The sequence below is a fragment of the Acaryochloris thomasi RCC1774 genome (genome assembly GCF_003231495.1).
Taxonomy (GTDB): Bacteria; Cyanobacteriota; Cyanobacteriia; order Thermosynechococcales; family Thermosynechococcaceae; genus RCC1774.
Window position 1 is genome coordinate 64,066 of record NZ_PQWO01000012.1, and the last position, 15,747, is coordinate 79,812.

12 protein-coding genes are annotated in these 15,747 nt (G+C 51.6%); 2 read left to right on the plus strand and 10 right to left on the minus strand.

The window, feature by feature from the left end; all coding sequences use genetic code 11:
• Positions 1-220 precede the first annotated feature (220 nt).
• From C1752_RS17760 to infC, 8 genes are all read right to left on the minus strand, one after another.
• Complete coding sequence (locus tag C1752_RS17760) at positions 221-613, minus strand: RidA family protein (RefSeq protein WP_110987401.1); 393 nt, start codon at positions 611-613, stop codon at positions 221-223.
• 149 nt (positions 614-762) lie between these two features.
• Positions 763-1,035 carry a DUF4242 domain-containing protein gene (locus C1752_RS17765; protein ID WP_110987402.1) on the minus strand — a complete coding sequence of 91 codons (273 nt, stop codon included), beginning with the start codon at positions 1,033-1,035 and terminating at the stop codon, positions 763-765.
• A 144-nt stretch (positions 1,036-1,179) separates the two neighbouring features.
• Positions 1,180-7,650, minus strand: a complete 6,471-nt coding sequence (locus tag C1752_RS17770) for a WD40 domain-containing protein (protein WP_158535129.1) — start codon at positions 7,648-7,650, stop codon at positions 1,180-1,182.
• 372 nt (positions 7,651-8,022) lie between these two features.
• Positions 8,023-8,415, minus strand: coding sequence for a hypothetical protein (locus C1752_RS17775; protein WP_146242370.1), 393 nt, complete (start codon positions 8,413-8,415; stop codon positions 8,023-8,025).
• A gap of 536 nt (positions 8,416-8,951) precedes the next feature.
• Positions 8,952-9,782 carry a hydroxymethylglutaryl-CoA lyase-like TIM-barrel protein gene (locus tag C1752_RS17780; RefSeq protein ID WP_110987405.1) on the minus strand — a complete coding sequence of 277 codons (831 nt, stop codon included), beginning with the start codon at positions 9,780-9,782 and terminating at the stop codon, positions 8,952-8,954.
• 95 nt (positions 9,783-9,877) lie between these two features.
• Complete coding sequence (locus C1752_RS17785; RefSeq protein WP_110987406.1) at positions 9,878-10,468, minus strand: GNAT family N-acetyltransferase; 591 nt, start codon at positions 10,466-10,468, stop codon at positions 9,878-9,880.
• Positions 10,469-10,634: 166 nt separating this feature from the next.
• Positions 10,635-11,708 carry a class I SAM-dependent methyltransferase gene (locus tag C1752_RS17790; RefSeq protein WP_110987407.1) on the minus strand — a complete coding sequence of 358 codons (1,074 nt, stop codon included), beginning with the start codon at positions 11,706-11,708 and terminating at the stop codon, positions 10,635-10,637.
• A gap of 239 nt (positions 11,709-11,947) precedes the next feature.
• Positions 11,948-12,436 carry a translation initiation factor IF-3 gene (infC, locus tag C1752_RS17795; protein WP_110987408.1) on the minus strand — a complete coding sequence of 163 codons (489 nt, stop codon included), beginning with the start codon at positions 12,434-12,436 and terminating at the stop codon, positions 11,948-11,950.
• A 196-nt stretch (positions 12,437-12,632) separates the two neighbouring features.
• Between infC and hisIE the strand changes: the two genes are divergently transcribed.
• Both hisIE and C1752_RS17805 read left to right on the plus strand, forming a co-directional pair.
• Entirely contained in the window at positions 12,633-13,283 is a 651-nt protein-coding gene (gene hisIE / locus C1752_RS17800; RefSeq protein WP_110987409.1) for a bifunctional phosphoribosyl-AMP cyclohydrolase/phosphoribosyl-ATP diphosphatase HisIE, read from the plus strand.
• A complete protein-coding gene (locus C1752_RS17805) occupies positions 13,284-14,465 on the plus strand; it encodes an MFS transporter (RefSeq protein WP_110987410.1) in 1,182 nt (393 codons plus the stop codon). It begins immediately after the preceding gene.
• 48 nt (positions 14,466-14,513) lie between these two features.
• Here C1752_RS17805 and C1752_RS17810 read toward each other — a convergent pair whose 3' ends face one another.
• Both C1752_RS17810 and C1752_RS17815 read right to left on the minus strand, forming a co-directional pair.
• Complete coding sequence (locus tag C1752_RS17810) at positions 14,514-14,942, minus strand: GFA family protein (RefSeq protein ID WP_110987411.1); 429 nt, start codon at positions 14,940-14,942, stop codon at positions 14,514-14,516.
• A 169-nt stretch (positions 14,943-15,111) separates the two neighbouring features.
• Positions 15,112-15,636 (minus strand): hypothetical protein, encoded by a 525-nt coding sequence (locus tag C1752_RS17815; RefSeq protein ID WP_110987412.1) that lies wholly within the window; start codon positions 15,634-15,636, stop codon positions 15,112-15,114.
• Between the last annotated feature and the right edge of the window lie 111 nt (positions 15,637-15,747).

Genomic DNA, 15,747 nt, shown 5'->3' on the forward strand with positions numbered 1-15,747 from the left:
CAGCGCAACTCTTTTGGGGTCCTTATCTCTGATCACAACTTGGCGCTTCTCATTTTGCTAAACTCAACCGACCGAGCCGTCCCCTAGAACTGATTTCAAACTATTCAGACCGGCACTCTCAAAGTGTTCTCTGGACTTTGCAGCAATTCTTACACCTGGAGGAAGATGCCAATACCACTTCGAGAATGGCTAATCAGAAGCTCTCTACTGATGCGATGATCTAAGAATGAACCTCACTGACAATCATTGCATCGATCTCCACGAGTTGATGCTCATAGGCCAGTCGCGCTACGCCCAGTAATGTAGCTGGGGGGACATCATTGTTGAACCACTCCGTAACCGCCTGCCATGCAGCCATGAGAGTTGGATGATCTCCAACGACGTAGATTTTTAGCTGGCGAATATCACGTTTATCAAAACCATGCAGCGTGATTAGCGTTCGCAAATTACCAAGGCACTGATTCACCTGAACATGGGGCTTGCCGATGCCAACCAGATTTGCCTCAGAATCGTGCGGCACCTGACCGGAAATGAACAGTTGTGGACCAATGCGCTGAGCATATTGGTAGTTAGGAGTCTGGGCTAGCCCTGCTGCTATTTCATGCTCGTTCACTTCAGGTTCCTTGTTAGATTTTCAGCTTTGTGAGAGATCAAGAGTCTTTGGGCCTATTCTTTCGATTACGTTTGAGCTGAACGCTGGTTACTGAGGCTCAGTATTGCAGCCTTACTTGAACCGCAGAGGCTGAGCGCAAATCCTGAGCATCAATGAGAGGCGGCGGCCACTGCAGGCGTAATCAGATCGACGGTCCAAATGCGGACAAAAGGTAGCCCAGCTTTACGAAAGGACCGCTGGACGGTCTCAGCATCAGGAGCCTCAAATTCACAGATGACCTGGGTGCGATCGCAACCCATCATCGACCTCACCCAGTGAACGTTGTGGGCTGTATGGCAAGGAATGCCAATGGCAACATCTCGGTCCCATTTTTCTGGTGTAATCGGTGGATCAAAATGCTTTTCAACAAGGACGCGGACCATAGGTCAAATCACAATTCAAGATCACGAACAGTTGACTGGACACGGGCTGCCTCAGATCCCAACTGATTTAAAGGCGGATGGGTACTGATCAGATTGTAGCTAATCACTGTTGGGGGCAAGCGTAATCCAGTCGAATAGGCGGAACTAAGCTGTGTGGATAGGAGCGTCTAGCTGGGTCGATATATTTGCGATCGCAACTCTAGCCCGAGCAGCCAGACCCAGCGGATTTATTTTCTGCAGGTCTCGAAAATGCGTCTCAGCAAGCTCAAGCTCGCCAATTGCTAGATAACCCTGAATCAACGTTGCCAACACCAGGGCAACATCACTAGGATGATCAACAACTCGGGCTGCCTCCAGCGCCATTTGGCATCGGGAGATAGCGCGTTGGGGTTCGCCTCGCTCCAAGTCTTTCTCCGCAGCGGACGTCAGCGTATAGGCCAGACTTCGCTGAGCATCGACGCATTTCAGCCTGTCTAACGTCTGTTCTAACTCCGTTTCAGCTTCTGAAGGCTGCAGCCAGTATTGCGATAAAGCCACCAGCGCCGCTGCAACAGCCCCTTCATTGCCACCGCCAAGCTGAGCGGCAACAGTCGTGAGTTGCCGACAATAATCTAATGCCGCAATCGCATTTCCGCTTTCAAGTTCTAGCATCGCTAAATATGAAACACAGGTGAATTCTCGCCAGTGATCCTGCATATATTGGGCAATCTGCCGCGCCTGCGTCAGCAACAGACGCGCCTGCTCATCGTCACCGTGATACCGGCGAACACAGCCTAGCCCACAGGGAATATCGAAGGGTTCTAGCCCGACTCGACTAGCCAGAGATTGAGCCTCTAACAGCAGAGCCTCAGCCCGCTCCATCTCGCGGCCAATATCCGATAGACACCAGCCTGTATAGGCCAGCATTTGAGCCATCACGGTAGGACTTGCGCTGCGACCTTGTTCTACGGCCTTCAGACACTGTTGATGGACATCTGCGAGATTGTCTTGCTCATAGTGCAGCGCAATCAGAACTTCTAGCCCTAGAGCCTCTTCATCTGGCAGGCTGAGTCTTCGGGCCTCTAGCAGTAGCTGGTTCAAGCTGACTTCGACCTGCTGGGCCTGCACTTTATCCATCCCAGCCAGCACACAAACCTTGAGCAGACGCAAATGCAGACTGATTCGGACTTCAGGTGGTAAAGATTGGCACTGTTCAATCCCCCACCGCGCCAGTGCTGCGGCATCAGTATAGGCAAACAGGCGCAGGCCGCGTTCGGCTGCTGCCAGTAGAGATGTCGCGGCAAGTTCAGGATCCTGCCCTATGGCTGCGTGACGGGCAATATCACTGGCTAAAGCGTCATCAGAACTCGTCAGTTTCTGTAGCTGGTGAGCGATATGTCGATGCATCAGCCGTCGACGAGGCTCAGAGGGTTGGCCATAGGCAACCTGTCGGACAACATCATGGGTAAAGAGATAGACCGCTTCACCGTCATCCCTAATGTCTGGACTGAGAATACCCTGCTGTTCTAGCTCTTCTATCGCGGTCAAGAAGGTTGTCAGCGGACAGTCCGCGATCTGAGCGACCTGCATTGGATCAAAGCTGCGCCCCATTGCTGCAGCCCAGGTCAAAAGATCCTGTGTAGAAGTGTCGAGCTGCTGCAGCCGCTCCTGAACTAGCGCCTCTAAGTTGTCAGCATCCGCTGAGTAGCCAGATGCGATCGTACGCGCAATTTCCAGGGCAAACAGGGGATTGCCACCGCTGTCGGTATAGATGCGATCGCTATCCAAATCCGCGTCAATGGTCTGGGTCAGCTCCGTCGTGGCCTGACGATCCAATGGCTCTAGGGGGATGACTTGGAGTTTGCGATCGCGTCTGAGCGTTTTCACGAGCTGACAAGCTGCGGCGTTGGCTTCCAGATCTCGGTGACGGGCTGCACAGGCAAACTGAATCGACGAGTGTCCCAACAGGCAAACAACATAGTTCAGCAGGGCCGTCGAAATTTCATCAAGCCATTGAATGTCGTCAAAAATGATCACCAGCGGGACTGACTGCTTCGCCAGCCCAGTCAGGTATTCAGCCACTGCATCGAAGAGGCGACTACGATCGATCTGAAGTTCCGGGTCACCCGGCTCAGGGAAGAGTGTTCCCAGTTCAGCAGGGAGCTGGCTAGGCAGCGCATCCAGCCAAATGCTGAAGGGCCTGACTTTTTCAGCTTCAAACCCACGTCCCCAAAGCACCTGTCCCCCCATATCCTGGACCGCTGAACGCAGCGTTTCCAGAACTCGGGTTTTGCCAATGCCTGATTCTCCTAGCAACAGCAGAGATAAGTGAGAGCCGAGCCACCCTTGAATCATTTCCCATTCTTGCCGACGTCCGATGAGAGATGACGTTGAGGGTAGAGTCGCGAGTGGCTTCCCCTGAGAAGCGGCTATAGGAACGTTAGATATCTCAGCATTCGTCGCTGCAGCGGTCTTAATTTGCTCAACAGCACCCAACTGCTTGAGCGACATTCTCTGAGCTTCGGTTAGCCCCCTTGCATGGAGGATATTGGTTCTGTCATAGGGGCGCGCACCGCGCAGGACCGCCACACATTCGCCCGTTTCTCGGTCCCAGAGGTGAACCGTTTCATCCTGGCTGCCGCTAGCCAGCAGGTGACCCTCAGGGCTAAAGGTTACGGCCCAAGCCAGATTGGTGTGTCCCTCCAAGGTCTGGAGACAGCCTCCTGTTCGTACATCCCAGAGCTTGACTGTTTTATCGCTGCTGGCGCTGGCGAGACATTGACCATCAGGACTAAAGGCCACGGACCACACCCGACTGCTGTGACCTTCGAGTGTTTTCAAGCACTGGCCCGTTTTCAGATTCCAGAGCTTGATGGAATGGTCTCCGCTACCGCTGGCGAGGTGTTGCCCATCGGGACTCAAGGCAATGGACCAGACCCAGTTGCTGTGCCCCTCAAGGGTCTGACAGCAGGCTCCCGTAAAAGGATCCCAAATTTTAATGGTTTGGTCATAGCCACCACTGACCAACCTGAGGGATTCGGCTGGGCAAAAAGCCACTGAACAGACCCAGTTTGTGTGCCCCTTCAACGTGCGTAAGCATTGGCCCGTATGGACATCCCAAAGTTTAATCGTTTGATCTTCACTGCCGCTGGCTAAGAGGCCCCCCTCTGGACTGAAGGCAACTGACCAAATCCTGCTGGTGTGTCCTTTCAAAGTCCGTAAACACTGGCCGGTCTCAAGATCCCAGAGCTTGATGGTTTGGTCTTCGCTGCCGCTGGCGATCAGATGATCTTGGGGACTGAATCTAACGGCACAGACGGCATCGGTATGTCCTGACAGCGTTTGCCGATAGGTCGGTCCTTCTACATTCCACAGCTTGATCTGGTGGTCGTCATTGGCGCTTGCCAAAATGCCGCCGTAGGGATGTTGCGCAGAACCGGGACTGAAGGCAACGGACCAGACGCGATCAATATAGCCCTGGAGTGTTCTCTGGCACTGACCGTTGGTCCCCCATAGCTTGACGGTGTTGTCACCACTGCCGCTAGCGAGGGTTTTTCCATCGGGGCTGAAGGCGACAGAGCGAATCCAGTTACCATGTCCTCGAAGGGTTTGACGACAGTTCCCTGAAGCGATTTGCCAGAGCCTGATGGTCCTATCTTCGCTGCCGCTGGCGAGGGTTTCTCCGTCAGGGCTGAAGGCAATGGAGCGCACCCAGTTGGTGTGTCCAGACAAGGTTTGAATACAGTGGCCGGTCTGAGTGTCCCAAAACTTGATCGTGCAGTCGCTGCTGCTGCTGGCTAGTCTGTTGCCTGAGGCATAGGCTAAGGACCACACCCGTTTTGAGTGCCCCTCTAGCGTCTGTTCACACCGTCCCGTTTCCGTCGCCCAGAACTTAATAGTTTGATCATCACTGCCGCTGGCGATTGTTTTCCCGTTGGGGCTGAAGGTGACGGAGCGCACCCAGTCGGTATGGCCGGTTAGGGTCTGGTGACAGGCTCCTGTTTCTAAGTCCCAGAGCTTGACGGTGTGATCTTCGCTGGCGCTGGCGAGGAGGGGTGTTGTGGGGTGGAAGGCCACTGACCAGACTTGAGCTTTGTGATCAAACGTTTGCCGACATTGACCTGTTTCTAGATCCCAGAGTTTGATGGTGCGATCGCTACTCCCGCTCGCCACAGTACCGCCATCGGGACTAAAGGCCACGGACCAGATCCAGTCTGTATGTCCCGAACAAATAAGCAGATTTCGGCCATCCTCAACGCTCCAGATGCGAATCTCACCTTTCGCATCTCCAGTGGCTAGACGTGTTCCATCAGGGCTGAACGCTAGTGCTAGCGGCAAGCTCAGCGTTTCTATAAAGGCAGCCTGAGACAGATCAGCCTCCTGTAGGTTGCAGTCGGATAAATGAACCCGACGTAAATCGGCCTGCCGCAGCGCTAGTCCTGAGAAGTCATAGTGCTCCAAGACCGGGCTGGACTGGCTCAGCAGATTGAGAATGTTGCCCGCCGCGTAGCTCGACTGTAAGGTGGGATCGCTGTGCAGCCCCGCCAGAGCCTGACGCAAGCAGGGTTCACTGTTCGCCTCGCTGCCGCACTGACCGGACAAACCGTTGAGGACCGGCTGCAGAATCTCTCGAATTTGAATTTCGCGAATGTAGTCGCTACTCTGAGCCTTGAGCAAAGTATGGGTGCAGAAAAGGGCGGTGGCAGATAGATTCTCCTGCTCTGCTTCCGTCTCTGAAACTTGACCAAGAGTCAAAATCTCATGGCAAACCTGGTCTACAAGCTGTGCAGTAACGTACTCCATAACCACTGGCTGTTGGGCATAGCGGCCTGCTTGTTTTTCAAGTAGCGATCGCCACATCAGCGACTCCAGGGCTTCTAGGAGTGCCGACCGCGAGGTTTGAGGCACAAGATCTTCGGCGAGTTCAGCAATCGCAGTCCACTCCCGGTTGATGGCTAACCAATACATGACCGATTGCTCTAGGGGCGTGCAGCGCTGGAACTGCTGTTCTAATAGTTGATGAATACCGCTGAAGATGCCTGCGCCGGGTCGATGGAAGGCGGCAATGTCACCATCAAACAAGTCTTGAATGGAGGTGGCGACAATTTTTAGGGCCAAGGGATTGTGGCCGTAGAACTGGCACAGGTCCTGCTGCTGTTGTTCTGTTCCGATCAGACCCTTGGTCTGGACCAGGGTCATCGCGGCTTCTGGCGAACCATTCAATAGGAGCGATCGCACCGGCAGATCCATGCCCTCTAATGCAGAAAATTCTCGCGGCTTCTCGCGGCTGGTGAGGATCAAGCAGCTTTGATGGTGGGTCTCTCCCATCAACCGCAGGAGTTCTCCGTAGTTTTCGTAGCCGGGGTGATACTGTCCAGAGCGCTGGTCTCCTTTTAAAAGCGTTTCAACGTTGTCTAGAATCAGCAGGCATCGGGTCTGACGCAGGCCATCCATCAAACGAGCTAAGGTTGGCTCTGTTTCCTGCTGGTCAGAGATAATGGGGACGATCTCACCCATTAGGGTTTCTAGGCTAGGGGCATTCCGCAGAGATCGCCAAACAATGCAGTCAAATTTATCGTCAGCATCAGACCCTAATTGAGAATGCTCAACGAGGACCTGTGCTAGCTTCACCGATAGGGACGTCTTGCCAATACCGCCCATGCCTAGCAAGACAATGACGCGACAGCGATCCGCCAGGGTCCACTGCTCCAGCATTTCTAGTTCATCGGCACGTCCATAGAAGAGGCTGACATCCGGAGCGTTTCCCCAGTCGCAGCGTAGAGAGGAAGCTCCTGTTGATGTCTCGGAGGCTGATCGGTGGACCTCTACGTATCTATCTTGCTGGGCATTTTGGTGATTTGTTAATAACGCTGGTTCGTCGAGGAGATGTTGATAGAAGGCTTGAATTGATTGACTGGGGTCGATTCCTAGCTCTTCTTGTAGGGTCGTCATGCAGCGATGATAGACCTGCAGGGCTTGGGTGCGGTCGCCGTTGGCGAGATGCGATCGCATCAAGTATTCATAAGCAGTTTCACTCAGCGGATCCATCTGCAGAAGCTGCTGGGCATAGCGAATCACCTGGCTATGGTCTCGCTGTATCTGCAAAAGCTGCAGCAGCCCTGCATAAGCTTGAATGCAGGATTGATGGAGTCGCTCGCGCTCAGCTTCAATCCACTCGTCATAGCAGCTCGGCAGTAATTTCCCTTCATAGAGCTTGACTGCCTGCTGCAGAGCTGAGCCAATTGTTTTCAACTGCTCGGGCTGACGGGTTACAAGCTCATCTGACTGATCGACGAACAAAGAGACAGCTCGCTCAAACTCATTGACATCAAGGGTATAGGGAGACTCTAAACGCCACTGGATGGACTGTGTGTCAACCGCAATGAACTGCTCTGAATCTGGAAAAACCTGGCGCAGAGAATGGAGATTTCGTCGCAGGTTCGTTCGCGCCTGCGAGTCACTGGAGTCTGGCCAGAGGCGAAATGCAATCTGCTGTCGAGATTGAGGCGTATGTCGATGCAGCAGCAAGTAGGCCAGCAGGGACTGCAGCCGCTTCGGTATCTTCCCACCGATGGACTTTTGTTTGTAGATCAGGTCAAAGCCACCTAAGAATCTTATTCGTAAGATTTTTGGCACACTCACATACCTTCTTGAAACGGTGGAAGCTTCAAGTGGATAGCCCCACGATCTCATCTTACCGATTCTGCTCCAACAAATAGGTTTATTGTTGACACCCCATATCTGTCAGTAGATATCTAGGATGATAGATCTGTTTTCAACTTTAGTCTTATCTGTCTGAAAAACCCTCATTACGCAAATATTCCCCCTATTCGTTTGGAGAGGCTAATCTTGCAGTTTCTTTGATAGTAGGAAATTCATAATTCAGGACTATAGTCTAGAAAAAGCTGAAGTCATCAAACTTTCTTCTAGGCAAATCCTACGTGCGTTTTGGAGTTTCGTGACCGCGGAGGACACTTATGTTTGGTCCCTCGCATAGATGGCTTACTTTTATTTGGATACGGGGAGTGTCGTTGACTCTCCAGTTGACGCGTCTAGACCGACAGGCTGGTTGAAAGTCAGGCTTATCGTTGCTCTCTTCTCAACATCAAGTGACCCTTCTTGAATGAATTGGCTCTCGCGAACTGTTCCTTTGCGTGCCCGTTGATCATTGTGATAAATGTCTCCTGTCTCTAGGTCGTACTCTAGCTCTAGCGCGACACCGTCAAAAAAGCTGATGTCAACAGGCTCATCATTTTGAGGTCCGTCGTTGTCATATAGCTCAACCCGAATCGGCACCCTAGCTTTTGAAGTCTGTTTTGTCTGAGTGAGGTCGAATCCGGCTGAATTAAAATTATTACGGCCTTGATCGGAACCTATTTCCTGATCGTCGACAAAGAGCACGGCTTTCAACTCAGATCGTCGCTCAGTTTTATTATCAACTTCATCGAAAATTATCCTGGGGTCAGTATCGGTACGAACAACGCTGAACGTTCTGGTTGATCGAGATTGTGCTCGTGCGCCTCCTTTAGCGAGAGTTGGTGTAGAGCTAACTAACGCAGGAAGAGCCATTGCTGCCAGTAAACCGAACGCAATAAGTTGGCGTTTTATAGCTTGAATATCCTTGGATTGAATTAAGTGGGCTTGCTAAGTGTTTTGAACAATTCAAAGGTATTTAGCTAGGCGTTATAAAAGAATTTTAGAAGCGTCCAGTAAATGTTTTATGATGTCTTTTGTTCGCAAAATATAATTAATTTAGAGGTGAAGCTTGCCCCAAATCTTGCTAAAGAATACAGATAGAAACGAAATAAATTTTATTAGAAAAAGTATATTCTTCTCCAAAAAAAAGCCCTCCTTGATGGAGGGCGCACACAGGATATATCAAAAGTAGGGATAGTGGTGCGTTAGTACAGACCCCTAGTCTAGGTTTTACGTATTCTTTAAATTCTCCCAGACATTATATTGGTCACCTGCTCTGCAGCTTGCTCAAGCAGATCGGTCTTAACATTGGTGTAGTAATCAGGATGCTTTGCGATCGCATCTAAAATTCCTCCTAAATCTGCATTCCCCTTCCTCACCCCTAGACCCTTGATCGAACACCCAACTTGTCGAGCACCGGCCTGAATCGCCGCCAGCGAATTCTCAACCGCCAGCCCGCGATCGTCACGGCAGTGAACAGAAAGCGTCACCTGATCAATATTGGGCACCTGCCTTTTGAGTAAAGCAATGAGGCCTGCGAATGATTCCGGTTCAGCCACACCCGCCGTATCAGGAATATTGATTGTCGTTGCCCCACCCTCAATCGCCGTTTCCACCGCACAGCAGAGAAATTCTGGTTCACTCTTGAGGGCATTGAAAGCTGACCACTCTATGTCAAAAGAATAGTTGCGGGCGAGGACAAGGGTCTGACGGATCAGTTCTAGAAGTGCTGATCGGTTGAAAATGGCCTTCTGCTGCACTGGCGTGTAGACATGAATCCGCCCTCGTGCAGCAGACCGTAGGGCAAGGGCGACATCAATGACTTCATCAGGCTTGGAGCCTGCCAAACCACAAATGGCGGTCTGCTTGATCCGTTTTGAAACCATCAGCAGCTCATCAAAGTCTTTGCGGAAGGCACCGGGATAGCCGGCCTCAATCACATCAATCTGCATTTTTTCAAGTAATTCGGCAATTTGAACCTTTTGATAGAGCGTCATTCTCACCCCCGGCATCCGTTCACCGTCCCGGAGGGTGGTGTCAAAAATTGTAATTTTCGATGGAGAAGCCGTCATAACAATGGGGAACACAGTATGGGGGAAAGGCGTTGAGCAACCACCGCGCTCATGGATCCTTGATCGACGGGCCAGTCGACCGCACAGGCAGTCACTCAACTCTGGAGCGCTGGGGGGTAGCGCACCATTGGGAAAATAGGAGGAGAATCGTTCACCTGGATAGTGGTCAGCACCTCAAATCCGTGGCGTTCGTAGAAGGGAATGTTGTCGGGATTGGATGATTCAAGATAGGCCAGTTGGGCGTTGCGATCGCACTCCCTCAGCACAGGCTCCATCAGGGCAGATCCGTGTCCTCTACGCTGCTGTTCTGGTTCAACGCCCAGCAATGCCAAATACCAGTGGGGCGCTTCAGGATGACAGTTGCTCATCGCTTCGAATAGAGCAAACACGGTGTCTAGATCGGGGGAAACAGTTCGCTGAAGCAGAGTATTGAGAGCCTGATTTTCGGGATAGCTCCCCGGTGCCTGCCACAGCGCAGTTCCAGCGTTATTCTCAGCGGCATATGCCGTATCGGCATCAAAGGCAGTTCCACCTAACAACTGCACAAAATCAGGGAAGTACGTAAGGTACTGATGGGAGTTGGGATAAAGCCAACGCACTGCCGGATCGGTGCGAAAAGCAAGTACTAAAGCATCGATCATCGCATCCACTTTAGTGCTTGGTTCTCTGAGGGAGAGGGCTGTCATGATCTTGATCTCCTAAAGATTGGTCGTGGGTAGCAGGGCCTGACTTCAAACCTTGGCGATGATCTGTTACTACTAAGGTTGAGAACTGGCTCGTGTCCAGCAGTGACGCCGAAGAAAGCAGAGCGTTGGAGTAACGCTGTCCGATGCGGCAAATTTGGCACATGCTTTAGCTCTTTTTGACGATGTAGAAATTATTCTGAAAGTCGTGGTCGAGCTGCTTGATTTCCACTTGCTTGAATCCGGCCTCTTCTAGCATCTCTAGCGCTTTTTCTTCTCCCCACATGGCTCCAAGCCCCAAGCCCCCAGCGGCGAGAGAAACGGTCATGCAGTGCAGACAAGAGATGGTGTAAAGCAATGGCCCAACTGGATGCTCTAGGTTCCCGCTCACGTCACTAGCGGCGCGAATATCCTGCATGAAGTAGGTACCGTTGGGTCGTAAGGCCCGGTAGATGTTATTGAGGACCACATCAGGTTTGGCCTGATCGTGGATTGCATCAAAGGTGGTGATCAAGTCGTACTGCTCGACAGCATCCAGGGTCGCGGCATCCTTGATCTGGAACCGGACGTTGGTCAACCCTTGGGACTGCGCTTCAATGTTGGCAGTTGCGATCGCTTCTTCCGAAAAATCATACCCAGTAAAGCGACTGTGAGGGAACAGCATCGCCATCTGATTGAGAGCACGACCGCTACCGCAGCCAACATCCATAACCTCAATGCCGCGCTCTAAAGCATCAACCAAACCGGGCATGAGGGGCAAAACATGCTCCATTAATGCTGCAACGACCGTTTGGCCACTATCTTCGGCCATCACTTGGTGAAAGCGCTTATATTCTGAATAGGGAACGCCACCGCCGCTGTAGAAGCAGTCGATTACTTGGTCTTCAACGCTGCCCAGTAGTGGAATGTACTGACTAAATGCTGCCAAATTATTGGGGGAGGCAGTGCGGGTCAAGAAGGCCGCATGTTCTGACGGCAGATGATAGGTTTGCTCGATGGCGTTATAGTCCACAAATCTTGCGGTTACCATTGCCCCCAGCCACTCGCGGACGTAACGTTCTTGCAGTCCAGCAGCATCAGCAACGGCCTGACTTGTCGCAGGAGGGAGCTGAGCTAGGGTATCAAATAGACCGGTACGGTGACCGATGGAGGTCATAAGTGCGACTGCACCACCGTTGAGCGTATCTAGAAGCCGATCGGCAAAAGCTTCGGCTTTCATCTCCTTGAACACTTGTGCTGTCATCATCGGTTTCTCCTAGTAGCGAAAAAGCCGGAGGCTCAAATGGGCCTGCCGAGAGGAAACTTAGGTTTTATGTAACTCGATGATTGAAATTTAGCGGGGCAAGCGTTCCCAAAGCGTTCCCAAAACGTCCTGAGTTTTTATGACTCTTCTTTCCATAGAACAAGCCGCCTACCTTTAGGGAATTCCCCCATCAGTAAGCGGCATGAAACAGAAAAATATCTGTCGTGTTAAATAAAACGCTAGGCCGTCACGACCTGAAGCACAAGCGCCCTCTTGTCAAAGACCTGCACCTCACCTGCGCTGTTCAAATCAGCAATGACGCGCTTGAGTAAATCGATGGCACGATCGCGGTGCTGGTGCTCTCGCCCTCTGAGGCGGACCTGAAACCGCACCATATCACCTTTCTTAAGCCACTGCAGCGCCCGCTTAATGCGTACGCCGTAATCTGCATCTCCAACATTGGGTCGCAGCTTGACCTCTTTTAAAGAGGGCTTCGAAGAATTTTGCTTTTGATTTTTCTTGCGGTCGTAGCGAAACCGGCCAAAATCTAAAATCTTTGCCACAGGTGCGCTTTTACGCTCAGACACAACCACTAGGTCTAGCTCTGCTTGTTTTGCAAGCGCCAAAGCCTCCTGAGTGTCGGTCACGCCGTGGTTGGTGCCATCTTTATCAATGAGCAAAACCTGGGGAGAATCAATGCGATGGTTAACTTTTGACTTACTTAGGATAAAAACACCTCGTAGAAAACATTAGTCTCCTATAGGCTAACTCAGCAGGCATAGGCTTTACATCCCCCTCGCGGTAGAGATTAACTTCAGCATTGACACTGCCAAACTTCTTTATTTAGGTAGGAACAAACCTGTTTTCAGTTGCCTCTAGATTGCTATTCTCAAAGATAGTTCAGAAATTTTTGGTCAATTCCCAATGACAGCCTCGGACCCTACACGTTTGGCCTCAGCCATCCCCTTAGACAAAATTCGCTATGATGACCGCGGCCTCGTCCCTGCGATTGTGCAGGACTACCTTGATGGCACCGTCTTGATGATGGCTTGGATGAATCGAGAGTCTCTGCAGAAAATGCTGGAAACCCAGCGCACTTGGTTCTGGAGTCGTTCGCGTCAAGAACTCTGGCCCAAGGGCGCAACTTCCGGGCATGTGCAAAACGTGCAGTCGATTCGCTATGACTGCGATAGCGACACGCTCTTGGTGACCGTTGAGCAAGTTGGAGATATTGCTTGCCATAAAGGAGAGCGGAGCTGCTTCCATCAAATCGATGGACAGGTCATCCCGCCGCCTGCCGATACTTTGTCCCAGGTGTATGGCGTGATTTGCGATCGCAAATCCAACCCCTCTCCCGACTCCTACACCAACAAGCTCTTAGCAGGGGGCGACAACAAGATCCTCAAAAAGATTGGGGAAGAAGCCGCCGAGGTGGTGATGGCCTGTAAAGACGACGACCCTGATCAAATTGCTGGAGAAGTCGCAGACCTGCTGTATCACAGCCTCGTGGCAATGGCCCACCACAACGTTGATATCAAAGACGTTTACCGTAAGCTACAGGCTCGTCGCCGCTAAATGACGCCTGAAAACCGCAACCTGTGGATTATTGCCTCCATCGCCTTCGTCAACGCCCTCAGCTTTACCATCCTGATCCCGATTTTGTACCTTTACGGTCGGCAGTTTGGCCTCAATGATTTTGAGACCAGCCTCTTATTCTCAATGTTCTCGCTGGCGCAATTCTTCGCCACTCCCGTCATCGGCAAGCTCTCCGACCGCTTTGGCCGTAAGCCTCTGCTCGTGATTAGCTTAGCTGGCACCGTGATTGCCAACCTCTGGGCGGGCGCTGCCACCGCCGCCTGGATGCTTTTTTGTGCTCGGATCCTAGACGGCATCACTGGGGGCAACGCCTCCGTAGCGCAAGCCGTCATTTCTGACCTGACCGATGAGAGTAATCGCGCCCGTGGGTTTGGTCTGTTTGGAGCGGCCTTTGGTTTAGGATTTGTGCTGGGCCCAGTGATCAGTTTATTAGCACAGCAAGTTTCGCTAGGTGCCGCCTTCTACGCCTCAGGTGCGATTGCATTCCTCGCCCTGATTCTGACGGTCCTCTTTTTACCCGAAACCCTGGAACGACGCGTCCGCACTAATATTTTCGATTTGGGTCTTGGCACCTTGGTGACGGGACTTTTCATGCCAAGAGTTGGAATTTTGCTGATCATCAACTTGCTGCTTGGCACCACCTTCACGATGTTTACCTTCGCTTTCCAGCCCTACTATCTTGAGGTCTTGGGGCAAAACAGCCAGTCACTCACCGTACTATTCATTGTTTATGGTACTCTCGGCGTGGTCATGCAGACCGTCGGCGTTCCCTATCTGACCCAACGATTCAAATTGACGCGCATTTTGTTCCTCGCACTGCTGGTCCGCAGTCTTTCGTTTGTATTGATGCCGATCTGGCCGATATTGGCCTACTTCGTCATCGTGACCGTCATTTTCTCAATTTTGAGCTCTTTGGTGCAGCCCATTATTAGCACCATGATTTCTCTTAATGCTAAGCCAGAGCAGCAGGGCGTTGTCCTCGGGCTAAACGCCTCCTATCTAAGCGTCTCTAATGCCATTGGCCCCGTACTCGCGGGTTTAATGGTTCGTCAAACCAATCCCACAACCTATGGCTACCCACTCTATTGGGCTGGAGTCTGTACGTTTTTGGTTTTGAGCGTTGCGATCGCAACGCGTCGGCGCTATGCCCCTGCAACTTGATCACGACCCGACAGTGCCGAACAGAAATAGCATAAAAATACGACTGATCTATGACTGAGCAGCGGAGAACTGAGCAAAAAGCTCTTCTCCAGTCATGTTATGGGTTTCATTCGCAAAGTGATAGAACCCAGGCTTCTCATCAATGAAAACTTGGTGGTCAAAAACCAGCGCCTCGCCATCTGCGAACAGCCCCACAGGCATGAAGTGCTGCTGCCCTTCCTTTAGTCGATAGAACAGATGCGTACCGCAGGTTCGGCAAAAGCCACGCTCCGCCCAATCAGAAGAGCTAAAAACAGCAATATTTTCCTCTCCCTCAAAGGTCACATCAGCACCACAATCAGCCGCAAAGAACGGTCCCCCTGTCCAAGTCCGGCACGTCTTGCAGTGACAAGCCCCTACCTTCGGATTCAGCGCCTTTGCTGTGACCCGCACAGCACTGCAAAGGCAGGTGCCCTGCACTTCCGTTACATCAGCCATCAATGAATCCTCGCCAGATTACTGCAATTGCACCTAGATACAACGCCATTATAAATTCCAGCACAGATCAATTAGATCTAGATCAGCGTCTTCAAGCAGAAAAAATCAGAGCCGCTTTGATTTCAACGCATCTGCTACTTGATTTTCATCGAGAGCAAAGAGAATGAACCTAAGCCGCCACTGAATCATCGGCCACCATCATTGCCAGCGCCTCTTGAGTCCAGGCCAGATTTGCGTTCTGGGCAATGGGGTGCGGGAAGAATTTCAACGCGTGGGGTGAGCGCTGCATTAGCTCAGTGGAGCGACTTTCTGCCTCAATCCAGCTCGCAAGCCAAGGCGCAAAGTCCATCATCTGCTCGGACAGGAGCGACAGCTCCCAACTCCAATCACGATTGAATTGCGGATCCTTGACATTCTTAGAAGCCTGGTTTGCAGTGTTCGGCCACTGATTGACAGCAATGCGTAGAATTAGCGGTCGCTGTGGGATTAAGCTATCCGGCGCTGCATGGGCATAAATCGCCAAACAATTAACGCGATTGTGTCGATCAACCCAAGAGGTGACAGGGGCCATTGAGGGATTGAAAATAAGTGACTTACCCTTAGACAGTTTGACCGGCACCTTCATCTCAGTCTGAAATAAATCGTAAAAGCTCTCTCTCAGAGAACTCAGGATATTAGCAGCTTCTGGCGTCATGGTTTCTCTCTCCTCAAGTGTGGTAGCAGATAAAAATACAGATTTATCGATATTGTCTCTAATTTATCTATCTGGATGCCACCCTCCTCTATATGCAAAGTCGTATGAATA

Excerpts from the sequence above, each read along its gene's own strand:
- C1752_RS17765 (WP_110987402.1), bottom strand. The coding sequence starts at position 1,035 with ATGGTCCGCGTCCTTGTTGAAAAGCATTTTGATCCACCGATTACACCA.
- C1752_RS17780 (WP_110987405.1), bottom strand. The coding sequence starts at position 9,782 with ATGACGGCTTCTCCATCGAAAATTACAATTTTTGACACCACCCTCCGG.
- C1752_RS17785 (WP_110987406.1), bottom strand. The coding sequence starts at position 10,468 with ATGACAGCCCTCTCCCTCAGAGAACCAAGCACTAAAGTGGATGCGATG.
- C1752_RS17790 (WP_110987407.1), bottom strand. The coding sequence starts at position 11,708 with ATGACAGCACAAGTGTTCAAGGAGATGAAAGCCGAAGCTTTTGCCGAT.
- hisIE (WP_110987409.1), top strand. The coding sequence starts at position 12,633 with ATGACAGCCTCGGACCCTACACGTTTGGCCTCAGCCATCCCCTTAGAC.
- C1752_RS17805 (WP_110987410.1), top strand. The coding sequence starts at position 13,284 with ATGACGCCTGAAAACCGCAACCTGTGGATTATTGCCTCCATCGCCTTC.
- C1752_RS17810 (WP_110987411.1), bottom strand. The coding sequence starts at position 14,942 with ATGGCTGATGTAACGGAAGTGCAGGGCACCTGCCTTTGCAGTGCTGTG.
- C1752_RS17815 (WP_110987412.1), bottom strand. The coding sequence starts at position 15,636 with ATGACGCCAGAAGCTGCTAATATCCTGAGTTCTCTGAGAGAGAGCTTT.